Here is a 24,638-nt window from a genome sequence, read left to right as displayed (position 1 = left end):
AACTGGTGATCTGACGATGAAGCTCCTGGTGCCCGTGAAGCGGGTGGTTGATTACAACGTGAAGATCCGCGTCAAGGCGGACGGGTCCGGCGTCGAGCTGGCCAACGTCAAGATGTCGATGAACCCGTTCGACGAGATCGCGGTGGAAGAGGCGCTGCGCCTCAAGGAAGCGGGCAAGGCGAGCGAAGTGATCGTAGTCTCGATCGGCCCGGCGCAGGCGGCCGAGACGATCCGCACCGGCCTCGCCATGGGCGCCGATCGCGGCATCCTCGTCAAGGTCGACGGCGTGGTCGAGCCGCTCGCGGTGGCCAAGCTCTTGAAGAAGGTCGTCGAGCAGGAGAACCCCGGCCTCGTCATCCTCGGCAAGCAGGCAATCGACGACGACTGCAACCAGACCGGGCAGATGCTCGCCGCCCTGCTCGGCTGGGCGCAGGGCACGTTTGCGTCGAAGGTCGAGCTCGGCGCCGACAGCGTCGACGTGACGCGCGAGGTCGATGGCGGCCTGCAGACCGTTGGCCTGAAACTCCCGGCGATCGTCACCACCGATCTGCGCCTGAACGAGCCGCGCTACGCCTCGCTGCCCAACATCATGAAGGCGAAGAAGAAGCCGCTCGACGAGACCACGGCCGAAGCGCTCGGCGTCGATGTCGCCCCGCGCCTCAAGGTGCTGAAGACGGCGGAGCCGGCCGGCCGCTCCGCCGGCATCAAGGTGGCCAACGCCGCCGAACTCGTCTCCAAGCTCAAGACCGCCGGGGTGATCTGATGACCACGCTGCTGATCGCCAAGCACGACAACACCAGCCTCAACGAGGCCACCCGCAAGGCGCTGACCGCCGCCAAGGCGCTCGGGGCGCCCGTGCACGTGCTGGTCGCCGGCCACAATGCCAAGGCCGTCGCCGAGGCGGCGGCGAAGCTCGACGGCATCGAGAAGGTGCTGCTCGCCGAGGATGCGGCGTATGAGCATCGCCTGGCCGAGCCGCTGGCGGCGCTGATCGTCTCGCTCGCCGGCCCCTATGATGCGCTGGTCGCGCCCGGCACCACCACCGGCAAGAACGTGATGCCGCGGGTCGCTGCCCTGCTCGACGTGATGCAGGTCTCGGAGGTGACGAAGGTCGTGTCCGCCGACACCTTCGAGCGGCCGATCTATGCCGGCAACGCCATCCAGACGGTGCAGTCCGCCGACGCCAAGAAGGTGCTCACCGTGCGCGGCGCCTCCTTCGCCGCGACCGGCGACGGGGCGGCTGCGGCCCCGATCGAGACGGTCGCGGCGGCGGCGAACCCCGGCAACTCGTCCTTCAAGGGCGAGGAGGTCGCCAAGTCCGATCGTCCGGAGCTCGCCTCCGCCAAGATCATCATCTCGGGTGGCCGTGCGCTGGGCTCGGCCGAGAACTTCGGCAAGGTGATCGAGCCGGTGGCGGACAAGCTCGGCGCCGCGATGGGCGCCTCGCGCGCCGCGGTCGATGCCGGCTACGCCCCGAACGACTGGCAGGTCGGCCAGACCGGCAAGGTCGTGGCGCCGGAGCTCTACATCGCCGTCGGCATCTCCGGCGCGATCCAGCATCTCGCCGGCATGAAGGATTCGAAGGTCATCGTCGCCATCAACAAGGACGAAGAAGCGCCGATCTTCCAGATCGCCGATTACGGCCTCGTCGGTGACCTCTTCACCGTCCTGCCGGAACTCGACGCCGAACTCGGGCGGGTCGGCCAATGACGGCGGCCCAACAGGTCGGCACCACGACATCGCAAGGAATGGAGCAGATGCGTAACGGCGGTCAGTTACTGGTTGAGAGTCTCGTTGCTCTCGGAGCAAGGAAGAGTTTCGGGGTGCCGGGCGAGAGCTATCTCGCGGTGCTCGATGCGCTCCACGACACGGCAGGCAAACTCGATTTCGTGCTGTGCCGCAATGAGGGGGGGGCGGCGTTCATGGCTGCGGCCTATGGCAAGCTGACCGGCGCGCCCGGCATCTGCTTCGTAACCCGCGGCCCGGGCGCGACGAACGCCTCGATCGGCGTGCATACGGCGATGCAGGATTCCGCGCCGATGCTGCTCTTCGTCGGCCAGGTGGGGACCGACATGAAGGGCCGTGAGGCCTTCCAGGAGCTCGATTATCGCGCCGTCTTCGGCACGATGGCGAAATGGGCGGTCGAGATCGACGATGTCGACCGCATCCCGGAAATCCTGGCGCGCGCTTGGACGACGGCGACCACCGGCCGGCCCGGCCCGGTCGTGATCGCCCTGCCGGAGGACATGCTGACCTCACTCAGCGAGTCGTCGCCGCTGAGGCAGCCCGCACGGGTCGCGGAGCCTGCGCCGGGCGCCGATGCGTTGGAGCAGGCGAGGGGATTGCTTTCCTCCGCGAAACGCCCGCTGCTGATGATCGGCGGCTGCAACTGGACGGAAGCAGGGCAGGGCGCTCTGCAAGCCTTCGCCGAAGGCTCGGACATCCCGGTCGTCGCAGCCTTCCGCTATCAGGACCAGTTCGACAACCATTCGCCGGTCTTTGTGGGCGAGGCGGGTGTCGGCATGCCGGCGCATGTCCGCCGGCTGATGCGCGAGGCTGACGTGATCCTCGCCGTCAATGTCCGCTTCGGCGAGATGACCACCGACGGCTACACGCTGCTCGACGTGCCGGTCCCGGCACAGACTCTGATCCATATCCATGGCTCCGACCGGGAGATCGGAAAGGTCTATATGCCGACCCTGGGTATCCAGGCGGGACCGAATGCATTTGCAGCCGCGCTCGCGCCGGTGAAGGGCGATTGGGCGGCGTGGCGGACCAGAGCGCGGGCCGACTACGAGGCCAGCTTCGACTGCCCGGCGCAACCGTCGCCGGTCGACATGGGCGTCGTCACTGCCTGGCTGCGCGAGAACCTGCCCGAGGATGCGATCCTCACCAACGGAGCCGGCAACTTCACCGTCTGGCCGAACAAGTTCTTCCGCTATGGCAAGCAGGCGCGGCTGCTCGCGCCCCAGTCGGGCGCAATGGGCTACGGTCTGCCGGCGGCCATTGCCGCGAAGGTCGCCCATCCCGAACGGACGGTCGTCTGTTTTGCGGGTGACGGCGATTTTCAGATGAACTGCCAGGAACTCGGCACGGCCATGCAGGCCGGCGTCCAGCCGATCGTGCTGCTCCTCAACAATGGCATCTACGGTACGATCCGCGCGCACCAGGAACGCAACTATCCAGCCCGGGTCTCCGGAACCAAATTGGAGAATCCGGACTTCATTCTGCTCGCGCGCGCCTATGGCTATCACGCCGAGCGCGTGGCGAAGACCGAGGATTTCCCGGCTGCCTTCGCGCGGGCGCTGGCTTCCAAGACCGGCGCCGTGCTCGACCTCGACATTTCCCCGGAAGCCCTGACCCCGCGCCAGACGCTGAGCCAGATGCGGCAGGCCGCGCTCGCCAAGCAGGCGCGAAAGGAGAACGTATGACCGCGCTGTCGCAGATCCGGCTGGGCGCCGATATCGGCGGGACCTTCACCGATATCGTGCTCGATGTCCGGGGAATGATCCACTCGACCAAGGTCCTTACCAACTACGCCAAGCCCGAGCAGGCGATCCTGGACGGCATCGCGATCGTCACGAAGGAGGCCGGCGTCGCGCCGTCGGCGCTCGACATCGTGGTCCATGGCACGACGCTCGCCACCAACGCGCTGATCGAGCGACGCGGCGCGCGCACCGCCTTCGTCACCACCGAAGGCTTCCGCGACGTGATCGAGATGCGGACCGAGAACCGCTTCGAGCAATACGATCTCGGCATTCGCCTGCCGACGCCGCTGGTGCCGCGCGAGGACCGCTTCACCGTCAAGGGACGCATCAATGCGCGGGGGCAGGAACTGCAACCGCTCGACGAGGCGGCGCTGGAAGCAATCGCCGATCGCATCGCGGCCGAAGGCTTCGGCGCGGTCGCGATCGGCTTCATCCACGCCTACGCCAATCCGGCGCCTGAGCGGCGCGCCCGCGAGATCATCGCGCGCAAGGTCAAGGCGCCGATTTCGATCTCGTCCGAGGTCTCGCCGCAAATGCGCGAGTTCGAGCGTTTCAACACGGTCTGCGCCAATGCCTATGTCCGGCCGCAGATGGCGGATTATCTCGACCGGCTGCAGGTGCGGCTCAGGGAAATGGGCGCCGATTGCCCCGTCTTCATGATCCATTCCGGCGGCGGGTTGGTCTCGGTCGAGACCGCGGCCGAATTCCCGGTCCGTCTTGTGGAATCGGGCCCGGCCGGCGGGGCGATCTTCGCCGCCGACATTGCGCGCCGTTTCGACCTCGACCACGTCGTCTCCTACGACATGGGCGGCACCACAGCGAAGATCTGCCTGATCGAGGATTTCCAGCCGCGCACGGCGCGCAGCTTCGAAGTCGCCCGCACCTATCGCTTCTGCAAGGGTTCGGGCATGCCGATCTCGATCCCGGTGATCGAGATGATCGAGATCGGTGCCGGCGGCGGTTCGATCGCCTGGGTCGACGCGATGGGCCGCATCCAGACCGGCCCCGAAAGCGCGGCCTCCGAGCCCGGCCCGGCCTGCTACCAGCGCGGCGGCAAGCGCCCGGCGATCACCGATGCCGATCTCGTCCTCGCCAAGCTCGACCCCGACAATTTCGCCGGTGGGGCAATCAAGCTCTCGGTCGAGAAGGCTGAAGCCGCGATCGCGGCCGATGTCGGCGAGCGCCTCAGGCTAACGCCGCAAGCGGCCGCCTTCGGCATCGGCGAGGTCGTCGACGAGAACATGGCCAATGCGGCCCGCGTCCATGCGGTCGAGAACGGCAAGAACATCTCCGACAACATCATGATCGCCTTCGGCGGAGCGGCGCCGCTGCATGCGGCGCGGCTGTGCGAGAAGCTCGGCGTGGATCTCTGCCTCGTGCCGGAAGGGGCGGGCGTCGGCTCGGCGATCGGCTTCCTCAAGGCCCCGTTCGGCTATGAGGCGGTGGCCTCGCGGCTGGTCCGGCTCTCGGCCTTCGACGCCACCGAGGTCAACGGACTCCTGTCCGGGCTCAAGGCCACGGCCGAGGCCTTCGTGCGCAGCGGCACGGACGGCAAGCTGCTGTGCGAGATCACCGCCTTCATGCGCTATGCGGGACAGGGCTGGGAGATCCCGGTCTCGCTGCCGGATCGCCCGTTCGCCGCGGCTGATGCCGAAGCGATCCGGGAGTCCTTCCGCGAGAACTATGCGCGCTTCTTCGGCCGCGCGATCGACGGCCTCGACGGGCTGGAGATCGAGATCGTCACCTGGTCGGTGAAGGTCCAGGACGAGCGGCCTGCGCCGGCTCGTCAGGAGCTGATCCGCGACGGCGCGGTACATGCGCCGGCAACGGCGCGCAAGGTCTTCGACCCGACGAAGGGCGCCTTCCTTCCGACCGGGATCGTCGAACGTCAGACGCTGAAGCCGGGCGCCAAGGTCGTCGGTCCGGCGATCATCGTCGAGCGCGAGACCTCGACCGTCGTGACCTCGCCCTTCGATGCTGTGCTGCAGGGCGACGGCACCATCCTCCTGGTCCGCAAGGATCCTTCCAAGACCGGAGCTTCAGCATGAGCGAGATCGACGACATCCGCATGCAGGTGATGTGGAACCGCCTGATCTCCGTGGTCGAGGAACAGGCGATGACGCTGCTGCGCACCGCCTTCTCGACCTCGGTGCGGGAGGCGGGCGACCTTTCGGCCGGCGTTTTCGACCCGCAGGGTCAGATGCTCGCCCAGGCAGTCACCGGCACGCCCGGCCATGTCAACACCATGGCCGAGGCCGTGCTGCATTTCATCGCCGAGATCCCGCGCGAGGAGATGTTCGAGGGTGACACCTACGTCACCAACGATCCCTGGAAGGGGACGGGCCACCTCCATGACATCACCATGGTCTCGCCTTCCTTCCTCAACGGCGAGCTGGTCGCCTTCTTCGCCTGCACCGCACATGTCGTCGATGTCGGCGGGCGCGGCTTCGGGGCCGACGGCAAGTCGGTCTATGAGGAAGGCATCCAGATCCCGATCATGAAGTTCGCCGAGCGCGGGCAGGTGAACAGGGATCTCGTCCGCATCCTGCGCCAGAACGTGCGCGAGCCGAACCAGGTCGTCGGCGACTTCTATTCGCTCGCCGCCTGCAACGACGTCGGCCATCGCCGGCTCGTCGCGATGATGCGCGAGATTGGACTGACCTCTCTCGCCCCCCTCGGTGATTTCATCTTCTCGCGCACGCGGGCCGCGATGCTCGAACGGATCGCCGCGCTCCCGAAGGGAAGCTGGTCCAACGCTATGCAGACCGACGGCTATGACGAGCCGATTCCGCTCGCCGCCAGGATCACGATCGCCGACGACCATGTCGCGGTCGATTTCACGGGCTGCGCACCGGTGAGCCGCTGGGGCATCAACGTCCCGATCATCTACACCAAGGCCTATGCCTCCTATGCGCTGAAATGCGTGGTGGCCCCGGACATTCCCAACAACTCGGCTTCGCTGGCCTTCTTCACCGTGTCCTCGCCGGCCAACATCCTCAATGCTGAACGGCCGGCCCCGGTCAGCCTGCGTCATGTGCTCGGCCATATGGTGCCGGATCTGGTGCTCGGCGCGCTGTCGCAGGCGCTGCCCGGACGCATCCTGGCGGAAGGGGCGGCCTCGCTGTGGAACATCCATATCTCGGTGCGGCCGGTCGTCGGCGGGGCAGGGCGGCGGGCGGAGGTGCTGATGTTCAACTCCGGCGGCATGGGCGCACGCCCAGGCATCGACGGCCTCGCCGCGACGGCCTTCCCCTCCGGCGTCCATACGATGCCGATCGAGGCGACCGAGCAGACCGGGCCGATCGTGATCTGGCGCAAGGAGCTGAGGCCCGGCTCCGGCGGCGACGGCGAGTTCCGCGGCGGCCTCGGCCAATCCATCGAGATCGCGGCCGAGGACGGCCACGAGTTCGACTTCTCGGCCATGTTCGACCGCATCAGCCACCCGGCCCGCGGCCGCAATGGCGGTGAGGGCGGCGCGCCGGGCTCGGTGACGCTCGACGACGGCACCCGCATGCGCGCCAAGGGTTGGCAGCATGTGCCGGCTGGCCGCCGGCTCAAGCTCGAGCTTCCAGGTGGCGGTGGCTTCGGCGATCCGGGCAAGCGCAAGGCGGAGGCTCGTGAAGCAGATCAGGTCAAGGGCTACGTCACGGAGAAAAGCCGATGAACTACGTCTCATCTCGTCTGTCGGTCGTCCGCCCCTCGGCCTCGATGGCGGCTTCGCAGGCCGCCAAGGCGCTCGCCGCCAAGGGCATCGACGTGATCGATCTTGGCCTCGGTGAACCCGATTTCCCGACGCCTGATCATATTATCGACGCAGCCTTCGCGGCGGCTCGCTCCGGCGACACGCTCTATACCGCCGCCAATGGCACGCTCGCGCTGCGCAAGGCAATCGCCGGCAAGTTCGAGCGTGAGAATGGCCTCAGCTACGGCCCCGATGAGATCGCCGTCGCCAACGGCGCCAAGCAGATTATCTTCAACGCGCTGATGGCGACGCTGGAAGCAGGCGACGAGGTGATCGTGCCGGCTCCCTATTTCGTGTCCTATCCGGAGATGGTGAAGCTGCTCGGCGGCACGCCGGTTTCGGTGGAATGCGGCGTCGAGAGCGGTTTCCGGCTGACACCGGAGCTGTTGGAAAGCGCAATTACGCCGCGCACCAAATGGCTGTTCCTCAACATGCCGGGCAATCCCTCAGGCGCGGTTTATGCGGAGGCCGATCTCAAGGCACTCGGTGCGGTGCTCGCGAAATATCCGCAGGTGCTGGTGCTCTCCGATGAGATCTACGAGCACATCATCTTCGACGGTCGCAGCTTCGTCTCCTTCGGCCAGGCCTGCCCGGAGCTGCGTGATCGCAGCCTGATCGTCAACGGCGTCTCCAAGGCCTATGCGATGACCGGCTGGCGCGTCGGCTATGCCGCCGGTCCGGCGCCGCTGATCAAGGCGATGGCGACGGTGCAAAGCCAGTCCTGTACCTCGGTCTGCTCAATCGCCCAGGCCGCGGCGGTTGCGGCGCTGAACGGCCCCCAGGAGGAGGCCGCCCGCTTCCGGCAGGCGTTCGAACGGCGGCGCGATCTCGTGGTGGCCGGCATCAAGGGCATCAACGCGCTGACGCTCGACCCGCCGGAGGGAGCCTTCTACGCCTATATCGGCTGCGCAGCGCTCATCGGCGCGCAAACGCCGGCCGGCGAGGCGCTCGCGGACGATACGGCCGTGGCGCGCTATCTGCTGGACGAGGGCAAGGTCGCGGCCGTGCCGGGCGCGGCCTACGGCCTCTCGCCCTTCTTTCGCATCTCGACCGCCACCTCCGACGCGGTTCTCAGCGACGCCGTGGCGCGGATCGGCGAGGCGGTCTCGAAATTGAAGGTGAGGGAAGACGCATGAGCGCACATTACGACAGGATCCTGATCACCGGCGCGGCCGGGCGCCTCGGCAGCCGGCTGCGCAGCGGCCTGGCGCCGCTGGCAGGTAAAGTTCGGCTCGCTGACCGCGTCGCCATTGCTGACCCTAAGGCCCACGAGGAGGCGGCGACCTTCGAGCTCGACGACCTGCCCGCGGTCATCGCGGCGGCGGAGGGCGTCGACGCGATCGTGCATTTCGGCGGGGCGCCGCTCGAGGCGCCCTGGGAGACGATCCTCGCCTCCAACATCCGCGGTAGCTACAACATTTACGAGGCCGCGCGGAAGCAGGGCGTGCGCCGCGTGGTCTATGCCTCCTCGGTTCATGCCATCGGCTATTACCCGCTCGAAGCCCATATCGATGCCGAAGCGCCGCACCGGCCGGACAGCCTCTACGGCGTGTCGAAATGTTTCGTCGAGGATCTCGGCCGCTTCTACTGGGACAAATTCGGCATCGAGAGCGTGGCCCTGCGCATCTTCTCCTCCTTCCCGGAGCCGGCCGACCGCCGAATGCTCTGGTCGTGGCTGTCCTTTGAGGACTGCGTGCGGCTGGTCAGCGCCAGCCTGACGGCGCCTCGCGTCGGCTTCACCGTTTCCTTCGGCATGTCCGACAACAAGGTGAAGCCGGTCGACAACCGGCTCGCCGGCCATCTCGGCTTCCACCCCCAGGATTCGACGGAGCCTTATCGCGCCGCGGTCGAGGCGGCCAAGCCGCCGCTCGACCCGAAGGCGCCGGCCACCCAGGCGCTCGGCGGCTGGTTCGTCGATCTCGGCCATCCCGACGACGAGGCCAAGTGAGAGCATGGCCCTGATGAAAGACAATTACGACGTCGTCATCGTCGGCGGGGCTGTGATCGGCTCGGCCGTCGCCTATTTCCTGACAGCGAATGCCGATTTCAATGGTTCGGTCCTGATCATCGAGCGCGATCCGAGCTTCACGACTGCGGCGACCTCGCTCTCCTCCTCCTCGATCCGGAACCAGTTCTCAAACCCGATCAACGTCAAGATCGGCAAGTTCGGCACGCAGTTCATCCGCGCATTCGGCGAGACGATGCAGGTCGGCGACGACAAACCTGATCTCGGCTTCCATGAAGGCGGCTATCTCTTCCTCGCCAATACCGCGGAGCAGGTCGCGACGCTGAGGGAGAACCACGAGACGCAAGTTTCCTGCGGCGCCGACGTGGTGCTCTGGAAACGCGACGAGCTGGCGGACGCCTTCCCGCATCTTGTCACCGATGACATCCTGCTCGCCTCCTATGGCCGCTCGGGCGAGGGCTGGTTCAACAATACCGGCCTCATGAACGGCTTCCGCGCCAAGGCGCGTTCGCTCGGCGCCGACTACCTTATCGACGAGGTCGTCGGCATCGAACGCACCGGCGACAAGGTCACGGGCGTCACCCTCAAATCGGGCCGCAGCATCGGCGCCGGCACGATCGTCAACGCATCGGGACCGCGCGCGGCCTTGACGGCCCGGATGGCCGGCCTCGACATCCCGGTCGAGCCACGCAAGCGGACGCTCTTCGTCTTCGACTGCGCCAAGACGCCGGAGGGCTCGGCTAAGGTCAACAGGGGCCATCTGCCCCTGATGATCGATCCCAGCGGCGTGTTCTGCCGGCCCGAAGGGCGCTTCTTCCTGTCGGGCGCCGCGCCCGTGGAAGACCCCGCGGTCGATTGGGATGATTTCGAGCCGCGCTATGAAGAGTTCGAGGAGATCATCTGGCCGGCGCTGGCTGCGCGCTCACCCGCCTTCGAAGCGATCCGCGTCGTCAATCAATGGGCTGGCCACTACGACTTCAACGCGCTCGACCACAATCTCGTCGTCGGCCGCCATCCGCAGGTGACGAACTTCATCTTTGCCAATGGCTTCTCCGGTCATGGCCTTCAGCAGGGACCGGCCGCGGGGCGCGGAGTTTCCGAGCTCATCACTTATGGTTCCTACCGGACGCTCGATCTGACCGAGGTCGGATACGAGCGCATTGTAGAAGGCAGGCCGTTCTTGGAAAAGGCGGTGATCTGACTTTGGCCGCTGGCTCGTTTCTTAGAACGCTTGTGGCGCTCGCGGCAGTCATGGCTCAAGGATATCGGAAGATTTTTCAAACCATTGACGCTGGGGGCGCACTTACCGGAGACCTTGGCATCGTGGCAGAGGTCAAGCCTCCGTTAAAAAAGAACGCGAAATGACTGAATTTCTTACAGTTATACTGTCGGTCACAAAACGATTCGCTGCTCTGTTAATCTTCGAGACAACATGGGAGGATCTAGGAGAAATCCATTTTTCCCCGTGTGTATTGGGGTTTGGCCGATTTATCCGGAGACATCTGGTCGCGCGGACGGATCCTGCATCCGCCTGCGCGCCGAGCGCCGCAACCCTGTCTGGTCCTGCGACTGCGTCGAGGACCGCACCCATGACGGGAGAAAATACCGCATGCTGAACGTCATCGACGCGTTCACCCACGAGTGCCTGGCAATCCGTGCAAACCGGCGCCTCAAGGCCATCGCTGTCATCGACGTGCTCTCGGACCTGTTCATCCTGCGCGGTGTGCCAGAGCATATTCGCTCAGATAACGGGCCGGAGGTCGTCGCGAAGGCCGTGCAGGGCTGGATCGGCGCGGTTGGCGCGAAGACCGCCTACATTGCGCCCGGCAGCCCCCGGGAAAATGGCTTCATCGGGTCATTCAACGCCAGACTCCGCGACGAACTTCTCGACGGCGAGATCTTCTATACCCTCGCCGAAGCCAGGATCGTCATCGAAAGCTGGCGGCGTCACTTCAACACGCTGCGCCCTCATGGCTCACTCGGCTATAAACCTCCCGCGCCGGAGGTCTTCATCCCTACCATGACCGCGCAGGCGGCGGCGCAACCCGAACCGGCTACGCCGCCCGCGATAGCGTCGAGGCCAACCGGCCACTAACAATCGCCCCGGACCAAGCGGCGGGCGCGGAACGCCTGAGCCAAGTCGCACGACATCTGCCATGACATCCTCCACCCCAAGGGCAATTGGTCGGCTGCGGGGCGATTGCACAAGGCGAGCGCCACAAACGACGGTGCCGGCCGAAACTGGATCCATGCCATACTCACTTCGCAGCGATCCGGAGTGGCAAAATGGGCGGACATCCCGAAGGCACTGCGCGTGTGACGCTTGCACTTCGCGTCCATGATCGACCTGTGCATATCGACGTGCGCCTTCCGGACCGGACGGCGCGGCTCGATGAGCTGCTCCCCGCATTGCGTGAGGCGGACGACCGCGTGATCGACGCGACGATCGCTCACGTCGAGGCGGGAGGGGAGCGCGTATCCTGCGCCAAGGGCTGCTCGGCCTGCTGCCGGGCCCAGCCGGTGCCGGTGACGCCGCCAGAAGCCTATGCGCTGGCGCGCCTCGTCGAACGGCTGCCCGAACCAAGCGGGGCAAGAGTGCGAGCGGCGTTTACCGCCAACGTCACGCGGCTGCGTGAGGCAGGGCTTTATGAGGCCTACATGCAGCGCGATCCGGCCATGACGCGCGACGAGGCGCGCATCATCGCGCGACGCTAAATGGCGCTCAAGCTCACCTGTCCATTCCTCGCCGACGATGCGTGCAGCATCTATGCCGAGCGGCCATTCACGTGCCGGCAGTATCTCGTGACCTCGCCACCGAAGCTTTGCGAAGCGCCTCTCGACAACGCGGTGAAGCCCGTCCCGATGCCGGCGACTTTCGCCACCGCAATGCTCGAAGCCGGCGAGGCCCTGACCGGACGTGCGCAATACACCGTGCCGCTGACACTCGCGCTCGACTACGCGGAGGCCAGTCGAATGGACATCGAGAAATCCGGCTCGGCGAAGCTGGCCTTCGAGGAGATCGTGCGTAGCGCCTTGAAGTAAACGGCGAGCGCGAGTGACGTCGGCTTTCCACCCGTCCCCGTTTTGCCTTTTTGGGAGGGGCGTTATCAAATTGCTTTTCTTGCGCTTCTAGGAAAAGTTGCAGGCGCTCCGCGTCTGCTTCCATAGATAAATCTTGATTTACTGATTGAACTCGTTGATGAAGCGGCGAATCGATACTAGCGAATCAGGAGACTAAAAATTGTCCGAAAATAACGAAATGATTGTCGACCTTGTCGCTGGCATCGTCTCAGCATTCGTGTCACACAACAGCGTGCCAACGTCTGAACTGCCGGCTTTAATTGCTAGCACGCACGCTGCACTGACTGGCCTCGGTAAAGAGCCGGCACCTACCGTAGAGGAAAAGCTGGTGCCGGTAGTGTCTATCAAGAAGTCAATCACGCCTGAATTCATCATCTGCTTGGAAGACGGCAAGAAATTCAAGTCGCTGAAGCGCCATCTTCGTACCGCTTACGATATGTCTCCGGAAGAGTACCGCGCGCGGTGGGGCCTGCCCAACGACTATCCGATGGTCGCGCCAGCCTACGCCGAGGCACGCTCGAACCTGGCGAAGAAGATGGGTCTGGGGCAGCAGCGGCGCAAGGCTGTGCCTGCGCCGGCGGCAGCGCCGAAACGGGGCCGCGCCAAGGTTTCGGCCTGATCCGAGCGCCTCCGGTCGTTCAGGTCTTCCTAACCTTGATGGGCATCAGTGATGCAGCGCGGAGCCGCCCAGAGGGTGCTCGCGAATGAGTGTCAGCTCGGAGGCGACGACAGCCGGCGAAGCATCGCCTTCGGTTCTGAAGGCGCGCCGCAGCCAGCCATTGGCATCAACTAGAACCTGAGCGGGCGGGGAAGGACTGCCGGTCAGTTCCGCTAGAGCCGCCGCCAAGGGTTGAGGATCCTCGACCGGGCATCGTGCATCGGCGCCATCGGCCTGAGCCTGCGCATTTGCGCCATGTTCATCGCGCCCGATCCAGGGCTGCAACAGCTTGCCGTTTCCCGGTGCGATGATGGTGCCGTCAGCGCAACGGGCGACGAAGCCCGGCATTCGCGGGGTTCCGGACCAGCGCATCTCGGAAGGCGAGAAGATGCGGGCGCCGGCTCGCAACCGGATGAAATCGATCAGCGACCAGATCGCTGCGTCGTCAAGTTGCGCCGCCGGCGGCATCGGGCCGATGCCGTGGCGGATCGACCAGAACAATTCCCCGCCGGGTCGCCCGGCGATCAGCGGTGCGGAGAGATCGGGCGGCCAGACGGGTTGTGCGACGGCAATAGGTCCTCGGCCGCGGGCGTCCTGGCCATGGCAACTGGCGCAGTCCTGCTGGAACAGCTCGCGCCCTGCCGCGATCGAGTGCGCGCCATAGCCGGTCGGGGACAACTGGAAGCTCGTCGGAACCGCAGCGACGACATAGGGGCGCCAGAGCGGAACTTGAAATGAAAGCCAACGTGATGGCTCCGGCGAGAAGAGCCGGCCAGCGCAACTTCTGAACCAAAGTGGCTAAGGCGAAGAGGGCGAGAGCGATAGCGACAGGAGCCAGCAGGCGGGAAAGCCCATCGCGCAGATAGGCGTCGTCCCAAAACGCCGGAATCGGCCCCAAGGCGAAAGGCCAGATCGGCTGTTCATGGATCGCGGGCGGCTCGCTGGCCAACGCGGCTGCTACCGCCACCGTCGCCAGTCCCAGGCCGGTTTCCGCAGTGATCGATAGGGCAAGGGCACGCGTCGAACCGCTGGTTTCGGCAGAGGGCACGAAACGGAAGCGGTTCGCCGCGGCAAGCAGCAAGAGCCCGCCGAACAGGGCGAGCTTCGCAAGAGCAAACTTGCCATAGTCGGTGCCGAGCAGCCCCGGCAATGTGCCGATGAACATCTGCGCCTGAAGGATGGACGTCACGGCGAGCACGGCGACACAGGCCAGGCCGAGCGGCGTAAAACGCCGGGCGAGCGCGGGCGCCTGCGCCGGTCGAAGCAGGCAGGCCGCCAGGAGCGATGGCAACGCTCCCAGCCACAGGCCGGCCGCCAGGACGTGAAGGCCCAGAGCCGCCGTTGTCCATGGATCGGTGGCGGCGCCATGCCCCAGCAAGCCCTGCAGAAAGGCCGCGATTGCCAATAGGACCAGCCCAGCTGCTCGCACGGACTCTTCGCCGTGCAGGAGCGGGTCGCAGCGATCAAGGCCGAGCAAGAGGCAAGGGGGTCCTCCCGGCTCGCGACTTATCTGGCTTCGGCGGCCTGAACACACAGCAAATCGGAATGTGACGATGACGCAGATACCTCCCCTGTTGCTCGGTCTTGGATTGGATGCTGGCGCCCATCGCGTTGCAGGCGCCCCGATCGGCGCGAATTCTGGAATGACCTCATCGCGCGGCTCGATGGCGTCGGGGAGTTCGTCACGCTGGAAGATGGTTTTGCCGTCCGGGCCAGGACGGCCTCGATGCGATCCTTCTGGCCAATTGGCTCGCGCCCCGCAGCCGCGACATCGGCATCATCGCCGGAGCGCCGTGCGAGCTATAATAACTAGGGTCGCGTGACCGGAGCGGCCGTGTCGCTCTACCTGTGCGAGACCGGTGTACCGCTCCCACTCCAGCAACGGTGGTATTCAGCGCGTCACTAACGTCTGTACGCCGCGTTCGTACAGGGCCTGATTGAATAGGCCGTCCAAGGCCGGCGCCTGAGGAAAATCGCCAAGTTCCATCTGGTAAGCTAGCAGTTCCTCTGTCGCCTTGCGGATCTGGGCAGGGTCGTTGACGAAGCTCACGGCTGGCGAGGCGAGTGCCCGCGTGATCGTCGCTTCGGCGACCAGGTCGCCGCCGAGTACTGCCAGCACGAGCGGGGCGACCTTGGCCGGCTCCTTGCGAATCCGCACGGTCGCCCGATGGAAAAGCCCGACAAAGCGTTCCGCCACCTCCGGGCGGCTTTTGACGAGGGCACCGGAGGCTGCAACGACGACGCCGGGAATGTTCGGGAACATGTCCGGCGAGTTGACGATGCGCTTGATGCGCGGATCGCGTTCGGGCACCAGAGTGGCCGAGGGTTCGAGTAGCGTGCCGCCGTCGATGGCGCCGGTCAGCATGGCCTGTTGAACCACCTCGATGCCCATGTTGCTGATCTCGACATCGGAGCGGGCGACCTTACCGATCTTCCAGAGCCAGTGGTGGAGGGCAACCGTCGGCACGCCGCCCGGCGGAAGCGTGCCGAGCTTGGCTTTGCGACCGGTCGTGGCGCGAAACGCTGCGAAGGCACGGGCAGGATCATTGGCGTTCTCCGCGAAGGCCTTGGCGAGAGTTGGGCCGGCCACGAAGGCCGTTCCGCCGACCGCCGCGGCCGCGATGACCGAAGTATCCAGGCCGCGGGAACGGGCGACGGCGACTGGAGCGACGCCAACGACCAGAATATCGATCGTGCCGGAGGCAAAGGCCTGGATGGCGTTCGGGCCGGAGTCGAACTTGTTGAGCTTGAGGTCGAGACCGGCATCCCTTGCTGATCCGTCGCCGGCGAGGACGAACAGGGCGCTCGCTCCGATGACCGGTACGTAGCCGATGCGCAGAGCGGTGCTCTGGGCGTAGCCTGGGCCGATCCCGGCCACGGAGCCAGCCGCGAGCGCAAGCAGGGTTCTACGATCGATCATGTCAGGCTCCGCTTCCGCGCGACCTCACGACGGGGCGGCAGGTTGGTGTCGTGGCTTCGAGTGTTTGGGGTGCGGCGCCCGCGCCCCTGCAAAATCACGATGAGCGCCGCTGAGGCGGAGATCGCCCGGGCTCTCGACACAGCGGTTCAGGCTTCCGGTTCACCGAGCGAGAGCATCAGACGATTGGCCCAGTTGAAGAAGGCGGCCGAATGGATCAGATCGGCGATCGCGAGGTCATCGAGGCCGACGGCGCGCAGCTGGCGCACATGCTCGGGGCCGAACGCGACCGGGGTCGCCGTCAGCGCCACAGAAGCTTCGACCACCGCATTCCAGAGCGGATCGAGGTCCACATTGACCCCTTCGTCGAGCAGGCGCTGAACATCGTCGCTGCGCTTCGAATAGGTGCTCGCGAAGCGCGCATGCACCGAGGCGCAGTAGATGCAGCCATTGCTGCGTGACACCGCGGCTGCCGCGAGTTCCCGCTCGGCGCGCGGCAGGCCCGCGCGGGTGTTGTAGAAGATGTCCTTGTCGGCCAGCGTCCGGAACCGCAGGATGTCCGGGTCATGCGCCAGCAGCCTGAAATAGGCGCTCTTGGCGCGGACGATGTCGACCAGCCCCTCCTTCTGGCGCTCGGTCAGCGCTGACTCCGGGACGGGATCGAGCCAGGCGTTCCAACCGAGTTCGGCCTGGGTGAAGGCGTTCGGCGCCGCAGTCTCCGGGCGTTCGAGCGTTGCGTTGCTCATCGATGTCTCCGTCGGATATGGGCTCAGGCGCCGAGGACGCGCAGGCCATGCGCGGCGCGGATCTGGAAGGAGAGGAAGGCGACGATCTGCGAGAGCGTCACGATGGCAGCCGTGCTCCAGCCGGCAGCCTGCAAGGCGGCGAAGTCCGGGGCCTTGGCGTCGCGCGGATGGAAGACCAGCCGGTGCGCGTGCTCAAGAGCCGTAGTCAGACGCTCGCCGAGCTTGGCGCGATCGGCAATCCCGATGGCGAGAACCGGTCCGTCGGTGTCCTCCCGGGAGAGAGGACCAGGCGGGTAGGTGCCGTAAGGCCCCCGCGCTGCCGCGCGCTTGGCCTGCTCGCGCACCAGTGTGGAGAGCCGGTCTCCTTCAGCCTGTTCGAGATGCTGCAGATAATGCTGCGCGCTCGTCCCGTCGCCGTGGAGCAGCGCGACGAAGCTCGCGACGGCGAAACGTTCGGCCGGCGAAACACCCGTCTCGTCCTTGGCGTCGAACAGCGCCTCGTAGCTCGCTTGCACGTTGCGGCGGGTCTCGGGTCGCTCGTGCCGCAGCGCGTCGAGAGACGAGCCGGCCGCGATGCCGGCTAGGCGATCGAGAACATCGGTCGATTGCTGGGTACTCATCGAAGGCTCCTCATACATGGGCGGGGTGCGTCAGCGGCGCCACGGGCTCGCGCTGCGGCTCGCTGTCTCGGGCAAGCAGGTCGTGTGGGCGCCAGCCGAGCGCCGGCGCGACCGCCTGCGCCGTCAGCTCGATCGAACGCAGGATCAGCGGATGCGGCGGGTCGACGGAATGGACCTGGAAGACAATATCGGTGACGCGGGGCAGCACCGTATCGGCGGCGAGCGAGGCGATCACATCCTCGGGGGCGCCGACATGGGTATCCAGTGTCCTGATCAACCCCAGCAGGCTGCGGTCCGCGATCTGGTGGCCGCTGGCGATGAAGCGGTCGAGCACCCGATTGAGGCCGCGCTCGGCCTGTTTCAGCGCCTCCTGCCGGCTCTCGGCGACGAAGAGCGAGCGCGAAGCCATGATCCGCGGCGCAATGCCCTTCGGCAGGTTCGCCAGATAGGCATCGATGATCGGGTGCTGAATCTCGGGCAGCGTCGCCTGCGGATTGTCGGGGCTGCGCGGCTGCGTCCGGGAGAGCATGAGCCCGGCGCCGGCCTTGCCGATCCGTTCGGCGCCTGCGGCGGAGAAGGTCGCGTGCCAGACCCTGTCGGCCAGCGTGCCAGCCTCGGGAAAGAGCCGGTTCCGGTCATGGCCGAGCGCCGTGCCGCGCCAGGCCGCGAGGAGGCGTTCGAGTTTCTGCGCGAAGATCTCGGTGCGTTCTTCCTTGTCGAGCCCGAAGGCGAGGAAGGTCTCGGGCGTCGCGCCGGTGCCGAGCCCGACCTCCAACCGCCCGCCCGATAGCAGATCGACGACGACCGTGTCCTCGGCCGTGCGGACCGGGTCTTCCATTGGCAGGATGATGATGCCGGTGCCGAGCCTGATCCGGCTGGTCCGGGCCGCGACATAGGCCAGGAAGGGCAGGGGAGAGGGCAGTCCGCCCTCGTCACGATGGAAATGATGCTGCGCCACCCAGGCGCTGTCGAAACCGTGCTTCTCGGCGTGCAGGATCTGCTCGGCTGCGAGCCGGTAGCGCTCGCCGGCAGGCGCATCGTCGAGAAGGCGGGTGAAGAAACCCAGGCGTTTCGCGCTCATGCCGCCTCCGCACCGCCGAGATAGGCGTCCCTGATCCGGCTGTCGACCAGGAGGTCGGCGGCCTTGCCCTCGAGCACGATGCGGCCGGTCTGCAGGACGTAGCCGCGATGGGCGATCTGCAGGGCGAGGCTCGCATTCTGCTCGACCATGAAGATTGCGACGCCCTGGCCGTTGATGTCGCGGATCAGTTCGAGCACGCGGTCGACCCAGAGCGGGGAAAGCCCCATCGTTGGTTCGTCCATGATGACGATGCGCGGCCGACCCATCAGCGCGCGGGCCATCGCCACCATCTGCTGCTCGCCGCCAGAGAGTGTGCCGGCCTGCTGGTTCAGGCGCTGTGCGACGCGTGGGAACAGCGTCAGCACGCGCTCCAGATCGGCCGCGATGCCGGCCTTGTCGTCACGTACGAAAGCGCCCATCAGCAGGTTCTCGTGCACGCTCATCGCGCCGAAGAGGCGGCGCGCTTCCGGCACGGTGCCGACGCCGAGACGCACGATCTGCGGCGTCTTCAGCTTCAGCGTCGAGATGCCGTCGACCAGCACGTCGCCAGTTGCAGGCTTCACCAGCCCGAGGATGATCTTCATCGTCGTCGACTTGCCGCTGGCATTGCCGCCGAGCAGGCAGACGATCTCGCCATGCCCGACATGCAGCGACAGGCCGAAATGGGCCTGCACCGGGCCGTAGAAGGTATCGACGTCCTTCAGGGCGAGGATCGGGATCGTCTCGGTCATCGCAAACCCCTCATGCCGAAAGCGGGAGCGGCTGCGAGGGCCCCGCCCTGTCGTCGGCCGCGGACGACGCTGTTCCGATGGCGCCATGGCCGAGATAGGCCTCGATCACCTTCGGGTCGTTGCGCACGGCGAGTGGCGCGCCTTCGGCGATGGTCCTGCCGTCATCGAGCACGACGACACGATCGGACAGCTTCATCACCATGTCGAGCTTGTGCTCGATCAGGAGGATGGTCTGCCCGCGCGCCTTGAGATCGGCGATGATCTCCAGCATCTCGGCGGTCTCGGTCTGGTTCATGCCGGCGGTCGGCTCGTCGAGCAGCAGGAGCTTCGGCCGCGCGGCGAGCGCCCGCGCGATCTCGACACGGCGCCGGTTGGCATAGGACAGGCTGTAGGCCGGCTGGTCGATGCGCGGCAGCAATCGCTCCCCGAAGATCGCCAGGATTTCGCGCACCTCGGCGCGCAACGCCGCTTCCTCCGCCTTGACGGACGGCGGGCGGATCAGCGCCAGCGCCAGCTCCGCCAGCGGGCCGATCACCGGCCAAGCGGGCTTGACCGCCTTCAGCCGGCGATGCGCCCCGACGAGCACATTGTCGGCGACGCTCAGATTGGCGAAGACGCGCCCGTGCTGGAAGGTGCGCGCAAGCCCGGCCGCCGCGACGGCCTCGGGCGGCCGGCCGGTGATGTCCCTCCCATCGAAGCGGATCGTGCCTTCGTCAGGGCGATCGAGGCCGCTGATCAGGTTGAAGGCTGTGGTCTTGCCGGCGCCATTGGGGCCGATGACGCTGACGAGTTCGCCCGCCGCGATCGAGAGATCGATGCCGGCGACGGCGGTCAGCCCGCCGAAGCGGCGCACCAGCCCGCGCGCCTCGAGCAAGGGGCGGGTCTCCGGGCTGGTCGGAAGCGGGAAGGGAGCGGTCACCGGCGCCTCCTCAGACAGTTCCGAGCAGACCTTGCGGCCGGAAGCGGACGAGCAGCAGAAGCGCGATGCCGTAGAGCAGGATGCGATACTCCGCCGCGACGCGGAACACCTCGGGCAGGCCGATCAGGGCCAGCGCGCCGAGGATCGCGCCGCCGACATTGCCCATGCCGCCGAGGATGGCGATGGTTAGCGCCAGCACCGAGATCTGCGTGTTGAAGGTCTCGTGGTTGATGAAGGAATACATATGCGCGGTGAAGGCGCCGCTGATCCCGGCGAAGAAGCCGCCGAAGGCGAAGGCCAGCCCCTTGTAGCGATTGAGCCCGATGCCGAAGGAGCGCGCCGCCACGTCGTCGTCGCGCACCGCCCGCAGCGTGCGGCCGAGATGCGAGCCGAGCAGCCGGACCTGCAGTAGGGCAAGCGCCGCCATCAGCGCGAAGGCGAACCAGTAGATCGCATTGGTGTCGTAGAGCTCGTAGCCGAAGAGCGAGAGCGGCGGGATGCCGGCGACGCCGATCGGCCCGCGCGTCACGCTCTCCCAGTTCAGGATGACCAGTGCCACGATCTCGCCGATGCCGAGCGTCGCGATCGAGACGTAGTGGCCGCGCAGCCGGAAGGCCGGCGACACCAGCAGCGTGCCGAGCCCCGCCGCCGCGAAGCCGCCGAGCAGCAGCGTCAGCCAGACTGGCCAGCCGAGATTGGAGGCGAGCAGCGCCGAGGTGTAGCCGCCGATCGCCAACAGCGCCGCGTGTCCCAGCGAGACCTGGCCGCTGGTGCCGGCGACGAGCGTGATGCTCAGGCCCAGCAGGGCGTAGAGCCATGCATTGGTCAGGGTCTGGATCAGGTAGCCGCTGTCGATCCGGACCGGCAGGGCGATGAAGAAGGCGGTTGCGGCCGCAAGCAGCGGCACCGGCAGCCGCACCGGCCGGCTCGGCGCGACGAAGGTGCCGGTCATCGGCTCGGGCGGAAGCTGGCGGCGGCTGGCGAAGAGCCCGTTCGGCCGCAGCACTAGGATGACGATCAGCAGGATGAAGGCGAAGAGGTTGCGATAGCTCGTGCCCAGCAACGCGACGCCATAGCTCTCGATGACGCCGAGCAGCAGTGAGCCGACGATGGCACCCGGCACATTGCCGACGCCGCCGACCACCTCTGCGACAATGCCCTTCAGCGTCGCCTCGAAGCCCATCGTGGGCGTGATGACGTTGTAGTACATGCCGACCAGCACGCCGCCGACGCCGCCGAGCGCCGAGGCGATGGCGAAGACGATGCGGTTGACGTTGTCGACATCGACGCCCATGGCCCGTGCCGCGTCACGGTCGAGTGCGGTGGCACGCACCGCCCAGCCCCATTTCGTCAGCTTCAGGAAGGCGAAGAGCGCCGCCGCCGCCGTGATGCCGATGCCGCCGATCAGGAGGTCGAGCACGCCGACCGACCCGCCGCCGATCGCGATGCGCCAGTTCGGCAACTGCATCGGCACGGAGCGCGGATCGGGGCTGAACAGGATCTGCACGCTCTGGTCGAGCACAAAGCTCAACCCGATCGTCGCCAGCAGCGGCGCGATACGGGGCGCATCGGCGAGCGGCCGGATGCCGAAGCGCTCGATCAGGATGCCAAGCCCGGCGGTGAAGGCGACGACGAGGATGAGCGTGACCGGAAATGGCGTGTGCAGAACCGAGACGGCGACCCAGCCGACATAGGCGCCGACCACATAAACCGAGCCATGGGCGAAGTTGATCAAACGGCTGACGCCGAAGATCAGGGCGAGACCCACGGCCAGAAGCGCGTAGATATTGCCGATGATCAGCCCGTTGATGGCGTGGTCGAACCAGGAGGTCATGTCTGCGTCAATCTATGGCCGCTGCAGCATAGGCCGCGGCGGATTGAGGGCCGGCATCCAGGCCGAAACGGCGAATGCCCGTGCCGGCCGAGCCGACAGGCAGTTCAGTTGGTGACCTTCTGGCCGTCCCAGAGCGTGAAGCGGCCGTTCTTCACGACGAGATCGGCGTTGCGCGCGCCCAGCACGCGGCGGGTCTTCGGGTCGAAGCTCGCCTTGCCGTAGATCACGCTCGACACGTCCTTCACCTTGGCGAGCGTGTCGCGGATCGTCCGGCGCTCCAGGTCCGGGGCCTCGCGCAGCACCTGTCCGAACAGGATCACCGTGTCATAGGCATAGGCGTTGAAGGCGTCCGGCTCCTTGCCGTATTTCGCCTTGAACGCGGTCACAAAGGTCTGGGCCTCCGGCCGCGGATCCTCGGGGAAGAAGCGCGCGGCGGTGAAAACGCCTTCCGAGGCATCGCCGCCGAGCTCGACGAACTTAGGCGAGTAGATCGAGCTCGAAGCCGCGGCCGGCACCGTCAGCCCGGTCTGCCGCGCCGCGCGCACGATCAGCGCGGCATCGGCGTAGTAGGAGACGAGGAAGAGGCCGTCCGGATTGGCGTCGCGGATCCGCACCAGCGTCGAGCGGAAGTCCTTTTCCTCGGGCAGGTAACCTTCCGCCGCCACGACTTCGGCGCCGAGCTGCTTGGCCGCGGCAACGAAGTGGTCCTTGCTGGTGCGGCCCCAGTCGGTATTGAGATGGAGCACGGCGATGCGCTTGAAGCCGAGGCGCTTGACCACATAAGCGGCGTTGAGCGGCTGCTCGTCGGCCTGACTGACCGAATTGCTCCAGATGAAGTCGCCCGGCTTGGTGAAGTCCGGATGCGAGTTCGTGAAGCCGAACTGGACGAGCCCGGCGCGCTGGTAGATCGGCGAGGCGGCCATCGAGGCGGGGCTGGCGAAATCCCCGAGTTCGGCGACGATGCGCTTGTCCGCGACGAATTTCTGAGCGACGGCCACCGTCTGCTTCGGGTCGCTCTGCGTATCCTCGAAGATGTAGTGCAGCGGCCGGCCCTTGATGCCGCCGGCGCCGTTGATCTGGTCGAGCGCGAGGTCGAAGCCCTGCTTCCATTGTGCGCCGTACTGGGCGTTCGGGCCCGTCAACGGACCGCTCACGCCGAGATAGATCGGCTCGCCATTCGGTTCAGCGGCGAAGGCGATGCTCTCGCCGGACAGAGCGAAGGCCACGGCCCCGGACAGGATGAGTGTGCGACGACTGATCATCATGATGTTCCGCGATTGCCCAGCTGCCCGCCCAACGGCGGCCATCGATTGCTAAAAACAATGCGCCTCGACAGCCATAACCGTCAATGAAGTGTTCTTTTAAAAGAACGATCAAGTGGAGAATTTTTCTCCGTCTCGGGAAATGGATTGCAAATTTTCTCCTGCATACTTGCTCGCGCCGTAATTCTGGTGACAAGGCATCAGAAAGTGCGGCGCTCAGATCGACGCGGAGGAGAGGTTTGTTCCTTAATTCAAACAGATCTATCTTGTCGAGGTTTGACCGCCCCAAACCCGCTGCCTGAACGAGGCGGTGCTAGAAAAAGGCCAGGGGGCCCAGGCGAGTTCAGCGGGCCTGAACGCCGGTTTTCGGGTGCGAGGCCAATGTCTGATTGTGATGCTGTGGACGGCTCTCCAGCCCCGCGGGAGCATAAGCTCTCGCAGAGATGGAGGAGAGCATGGATCAGGCAATCACGATCGGGTTGGACATCGCGAAGTCGGTCTTTCAGGTTCACGGTGTCGACCGGAGCGGCACAGTCGTGGTCCGGCGGCAGGTTCGGCGAGCGCAACTCCTTCCGTTCTTCGCCAAGCTGCCGGCTTGCCTGATCGGGATCGAGGCGTGTGCCACGGCGCATCATTGGGCGCGCGAGCTGATCAAGCTCGGCCACCAGGTCCGGCTGATGCCGCCGAGCTATGTGAAGCCGTATGTCAAGCGGCAGAAGAATGATGCGGCCGATGCGGAAGCGATCTGCGAAGCCGTGACCCGCCCGACCATGCGCTTCGTCGAGGTGAAGAGCGTCGATCAGCAGGGCATCCTGGTGCTGCATCGTGTTCGGCTCATGCTCATGCGCCAGCGCGTCCAGCTGTCGAACGCGATCCGAGGCCACATGGCGGAGTTTGGGCTGGCGGCGCCGATCGGGAGGGAAGGTCTGGGGGCTCTCATCAGGCTCATCGCCGACAAAGACGAGCGTGTGCCCGCCGAGGCGCAGATGTGTCTTGGAATGCTGGCTGCTCAACTCGCGCTGATCAACGATCAGATCTTGGAAACGGATCGCCGGATCAGAACGAACGCCCGCGCGACCGAGATCGGCCGCAGGCTGATGGGTGTGCCGGGCGTCGGTCCTCTCCTGGCGAGCGCTCTCGTAGCCACCATACCGGATCCCAAAGCGTTTCGGTCAGGCCGAAACTTGGCGGCATGGATCGGCCTCGTGCCTCGGCAGAACTCAAGCGGCGGGAAGGAGCGCCTGGGCGGCATCACCAAACAGGGCGACCGTTACCTGCGCCAGTTGCTGGTTGTCGGGGCTCTGGCTGTCGTGCGCTCGCGCAGCGGAACGGAACGCGGCGGCCATGGCTGGTCCAACTGTTGGCCCGGCGAACGACAAAGATCGCGACCGTCGCCTTGGCCAACAAAACGGCCCGGATGGTCTGGGCGATCATGACCACCGGTGAGGCCTATCGCGAGCCGGTCTCGCGGGCCGCATAGAGATCAGGCGAACCGCACCGACGAGCTTGGGAAGGGCGAAACGAACGTAACGCAGCCAGCCGGTCGAACCGAAGAACGGGAAAACCCACACGCGCCACAGCGCCTTCAAGCGC

General features: G+C 66.1%; 20 protein-coding genes and 4 pseudogenes. 13 read left to right on the top strand and 11 right to left on the bottom strand.

Features of this window, described 5'->3' with window-relative positions; translation table 11 throughout:
- Positions 1-16 precede the first annotated feature (16 nt).
- The 12 genes and pseudogenes from FQV39_RS10745 (at position 17) to FQV39_RS10690 (ending at position 12,896) form a co-directional block, all read left to right on the top strand.
- Entirely contained in the window at positions 17-763 is a 747-nt protein-coding gene (locus tag FQV39_RS10745; RefSeq protein ID WP_149130276.1) for an electron transfer flavoprotein subunit beta/FixA family protein, read from the top strand.
- On the top strand, positions 763-1,710 hold the full coding sequence (locus FQV39_RS10740) for an electron transfer flavoprotein subunit alpha/FixB family protein (protein WP_149130275.1): 948 nt from the start codon (positions 763-765) through the stop codon (positions 1,708-1,710). Before FQV39_RS10745 ends, FQV39_RS10740 begins: the two co-directional genes overlap by 1 nt.
- Positions 1,707-3,431, top strand: coding sequence for a thiamine pyrophosphate-binding protein (locus FQV39_RS10735; RefSeq protein WP_248313323.1), 1,725 nt, complete (start codon positions 1,707-1,709; stop codon positions 3,429-3,431). Before FQV39_RS10740 ends, FQV39_RS10735 begins: the two co-directional genes overlap by 4 nt.
- Positions 3,428-5,536 (top strand): hydantoinase/oxoprolinase family protein, encoded by a 2,109-nt coding sequence (locus FQV39_RS10730; protein WP_149130274.1) that lies wholly within the window; start codon positions 3,428-3,430, stop codon positions 5,534-5,536. Before FQV39_RS10735 ends, FQV39_RS10730 begins: the two co-directional genes overlap by 4 nt.
- Positions 5,533-7,152: a hydantoinase B/oxoprolinase family protein gene (locus tag FQV39_RS10725; protein ID WP_149130273.1), complete on the top strand. Its 1,620-nt coding sequence runs from the start codon at positions 5,533-5,535 to the stop codon at positions 7,150-7,152. Before FQV39_RS10730 ends, FQV39_RS10725 begins: the two co-directional genes overlap by 4 nt.
- A complete protein-coding gene (locus FQV39_RS10720) occupies positions 7,149-8,366 on the top strand; it encodes a pyridoxal phosphate-dependent aminotransferase (protein WP_149130272.1) in 1,218 nt (405 codons plus the stop codon). Before FQV39_RS10725 ends, FQV39_RS10720 begins: the two co-directional genes overlap by 4 nt.
- Positions 8,363-9,178, top strand: a complete 816-nt coding sequence (locus tag FQV39_RS10715) for an NAD-dependent epimerase/dehydratase family protein (RefSeq protein ID WP_149130271.1) — start codon at positions 8,363-8,365, stop codon at positions 9,176-9,178. Before FQV39_RS10720 ends, FQV39_RS10715 begins: the two co-directional genes overlap by 4 nt.
- A gap of 4 nt (positions 9,179-9,182) precedes the next feature.
- The gene (locus FQV39_RS10710) at positions 9,183-10,397 is read left to right on the top strand and encodes an NAD(P)/FAD-dependent oxidoreductase (RefSeq protein ID WP_187640240.1); all 1,215 of its coding nucleotides are present in this window, start codon (positions 9,183-9,185) and stop codon (positions 10,395-10,397) included.
- Between the two features lie 312 nt (positions 10,398-10,709).
- A pseudogene (locus FQV39_RS10705) lies at positions 10,710-11,291 on the top strand (integrase core domain-containing protein); the annotation flags it as partial.
- Between the two features lie 191 nt (positions 11,292-11,482).
- The gene (locus tag FQV39_RS10700; RefSeq protein ID WP_149130270.1) at positions 11,483-11,911 is read left to right on the top strand and encodes a hypothetical protein; all 429 of its coding nucleotides are present in this window, start codon (positions 11,483-11,485) and stop codon (positions 11,909-11,911) included.
- On the top strand, positions 11,912-12,238 hold the full coding sequence (locus FQV39_RS10695) for a YkgJ family cysteine cluster protein (RefSeq protein ID WP_149130269.1): 327 nt from the start codon (positions 11,912-11,914) through the stop codon (positions 12,236-12,238).
- Positions 12,239-12,455: 217 nt separating this feature from the next.
- Positions 12,456-12,896, top strand: coding sequence for a Ros/MucR family transcriptional regulator (locus tag FQV39_RS10690; RefSeq protein WP_149133777.1), 441 nt, complete (start codon positions 12,456-12,458; stop codon positions 12,894-12,896).
- A gap of 45 nt (positions 12,897-12,941) precedes the next feature.
- Here the strand turns inward: FQV39_RS10690 and FQV39_RS33690 are convergent, their stop codons facing one another.
- From FQV39_RS33690 to FQV39_RS10640, 11 genes and pseudogenes are all read right to left on the bottom strand, one after another.
- On the bottom strand, positions 12,942-13,283 hold the full coding sequence (locus tag FQV39_RS33690; protein WP_187640354.1) for a hypothetical protein: 342 nt from the start codon (positions 13,281-13,283) through the stop codon (positions 12,942-12,944).
- A gap of 120 nt (positions 13,284-13,403) precedes the next feature.
- Positions 13,404-13,613: pseudogene (locus tag FQV39_RS34380) on the bottom strand (c-type cytochrome); the annotation flags it as partial.
- 280 nt (positions 13,614-13,893) lie between these two features.
- Positions 13,894-14,364 (bottom strand): annotated as a pseudogene (locus FQV39_RS34375) (CopD family protein); the annotation flags it as partial.
- A 462-nt stretch (positions 14,365-14,826) separates the two neighbouring features.
- Positions 14,827-15,855 carry an ABC transporter substrate-binding protein gene (locus FQV39_RS10675; RefSeq protein WP_149130267.1) on the bottom strand — a complete coding sequence of 343 codons (1,029 nt, stop codon included), beginning with the start codon at positions 15,853-15,855 and terminating at the stop codon, positions 14,827-14,829.
- Positions 15,856-16,001: 146 nt separating this feature from the next.
- Positions 16,002-16,598, bottom strand: a complete 597-nt coding sequence (locus tag FQV39_RS10670; protein ID WP_149130266.1) for an alkylhydroperoxidase domain protein — start codon at positions 16,596-16,598, stop codon at positions 16,002-16,004.
- Between the two features lie 23 nt (positions 16,599-16,621).
- The gene (locus tag FQV39_RS10665; RefSeq protein WP_149130265.1) at positions 16,622-17,218 is read right to left on the bottom strand and encodes a CMD domain protein; all 597 of its coding nucleotides are present in this window, start codon (positions 17,216-17,218) and stop codon (positions 16,622-16,624) included.
- Positions 17,219-17,228: 10 nt separating this feature from the next.
- Positions 17,229-18,299, bottom strand: a complete 1,071-nt coding sequence (locus tag FQV39_RS10660; RefSeq protein WP_149130264.1) for a putative FMN-dependent luciferase-like monooxygenase — start codon at positions 18,297-18,299, stop codon at positions 17,229-17,231.
- Positions 18,296-19,030, bottom strand: coding sequence for an ABC transporter ATP-binding protein (locus FQV39_RS10655; RefSeq protein ID WP_149130263.1), 735 nt, complete (start codon positions 19,028-19,030; stop codon positions 18,296-18,298). The genes FQV39_RS10660 and FQV39_RS10655 overlap by 4 nt, the downstream gene beginning before the upstream one ends.
- A 10-nt stretch (positions 19,031-19,040) precedes the next feature.
- Positions 19,041-19,949, bottom strand: a complete 909-nt coding sequence (locus FQV39_RS10650; protein ID WP_248313322.1) for an ABC transporter ATP-binding protein — start codon at positions 19,947-19,949, stop codon at positions 19,041-19,043.
- Positions 19,950-19,959: 10 nt separating this feature from the next.
- On the bottom strand, positions 19,960-21,783 hold the full coding sequence (locus tag FQV39_RS10645) for an ABC transporter permease (RefSeq protein ID WP_149130262.1): 1,824 nt from the start codon (positions 21,781-21,783) through the stop codon (positions 19,960-19,962).
- Positions 21,784-21,887: 104 nt separating this feature from the next.
- Entirely contained in the window at positions 21,888-23,048 is a 1,161-nt protein-coding gene (locus FQV39_RS10640) for an ABC transporter substrate-binding protein (protein ID WP_248313321.1), read from the bottom strand.
- 452 nt (positions 23,049-23,500) lie between these two features.
- On the opposite strand from FQV39_RS10640, the pseudogene FQV39_RS10635 reads away from it, so the two are divergent.
- A pseudogene (locus FQV39_RS10635) lies at positions 23,501-24,525 on the top strand (IS110 family RNA-guided transposase).
- The last annotated feature ends 113 nt before the right edge of the window (positions 24,526-24,638 follow it).

The organism is Bosea sp. F3-2, assembly GCF_008253865.1.
Lineage (GTDB): Bacteria > Pseudomonadota > Alphaproteobacteria > Rhizobiales > Beijerinckiaceae > Allobosea.
This window is presented reverse-complemented; position numbering and strand designations above follow the sequence as displayed.

What these genes read in the sequence shown, in the direction of transcription:
- FQV39_RS10745 (WP_149130276.1), top strand. Translation starts at nt 17, where the DNA reads ATGAAGCTCCTGGTGCCCGTGAAGCGGGTGGTTGATTACAACGTGAAG.
- FQV39_RS10740 (WP_149130275.1), top strand. Translation starts at nt 763, where the DNA reads ATGACCACGCTGCTGATCGCCAAGCACGACAACACCAGCCTCAACGAG.
- FQV39_RS10735 (WP_248313323.1), top strand. Translation starts at nt 1,707, where the DNA reads ATGACGGCGGCCCAACAGGTCGGCACCACGACATCGCAAGGAATGGAG.
- FQV39_RS10730 (WP_149130274.1), top strand. Translation starts at nt 3,428, where the DNA reads ATGACCGCGCTGTCGCAGATCCGGCTGGGCGCCGATATCGGCGGGACC.
- FQV39_RS10725 (WP_149130273.1), top strand. Translation starts at nt 5,533, where the DNA reads ATGAGCGAGATCGACGACATCCGCATGCAGGTGATGTGGAACCGCCTG.
- FQV39_RS10720 (WP_149130272.1), top strand. Translation starts at nt 7,149, where the DNA reads ATGAACTACGTCTCATCTCGTCTGTCGGTCGTCCGCCCCTCGGCCTCG.
- FQV39_RS10715 (WP_149130271.1), top strand. Translation starts at nt 8,363, where the DNA reads ATGAGCGCACATTACGACAGGATCCTGATCACCGGCGCGGCCGGGCGC.
- FQV39_RS10710 (WP_187640240.1), top strand. Translation starts at nt 9,183, where the DNA reads ATGGCCCTGATGAAAGACAATTACGACGTCGTCATCGTCGGCGGGGCT.
- FQV39_RS10700 (WP_149130270.1), top strand. Translation starts at nt 11,483, where the DNA reads ATGGGCGGACATCCCGAAGGCACTGCGCGTGTGACGCTTGCACTTCGC.
- FQV39_RS10695 (WP_149130269.1), top strand. Translation starts at nt 11,912, where the DNA reads ATGGCGCTCAAGCTCACCTGTCCATTCCTCGCCGACGATGCGTGCAGC.
- FQV39_RS10690 (WP_149133777.1), top strand. Translation starts at nt 12,456, where the DNA reads ATGATTGTCGACCTTGTCGCTGGCATCGTCTCAGCATTCGTGTCACAC.
- FQV39_RS33690 (WP_187640354.1), bottom strand. Translation starts at nt 13,283, where the DNA reads ATGCCGGGCTTCGTCGCCCGTTGCGCTGACGGCACCATCATCGCACCG.
- FQV39_RS10675 (WP_149130267.1), bottom strand. Translation starts at nt 15,855, where the DNA reads ATGATCGATCGTAGAACCCTGCTTGCGCTCGCGGCTGGCTCCGTGGCC.
- FQV39_RS10670 (WP_149130266.1), bottom strand. Translation starts at nt 16,598, where the DNA reads ATGAGCAACGCAACGCTCGAACGCCCGGAGACTGCGGCGCCGAACGCC.
- FQV39_RS10665 (WP_149130265.1), bottom strand. Translation starts at nt 17,218, where the DNA reads ATGAGTACCCAGCAATCGACCGATGTTCTCGATCGCCTAGCCGGCATC.
- FQV39_RS10660 (WP_149130264.1), bottom strand. Translation starts at nt 18,299, where the DNA reads ATGAGCGCGAAACGCCTGGGTTTCTTCACCCGCCTTCTCGACGATGCG.
- FQV39_RS10655 (WP_149130263.1), bottom strand. Translation starts at nt 19,030, where the DNA reads ATGACCGAGACGATCCCGATCCTCGCCCTGAAGGACGTCGATACCTTC.
- FQV39_RS10645 (WP_149130262.1), bottom strand. Translation starts at nt 21,783, where the DNA reads ATGACCTCCTGGTTCGACCACGCCATCAACGGGCTGATCATCGGCAAT.
- FQV39_RS10640 (WP_248313321.1), bottom strand. Translation starts at nt 23,048, where the DNA reads ATGATGATCAGTCGTCGCACACTCATCCTGTCCGGGGCCGTGGCCTTC.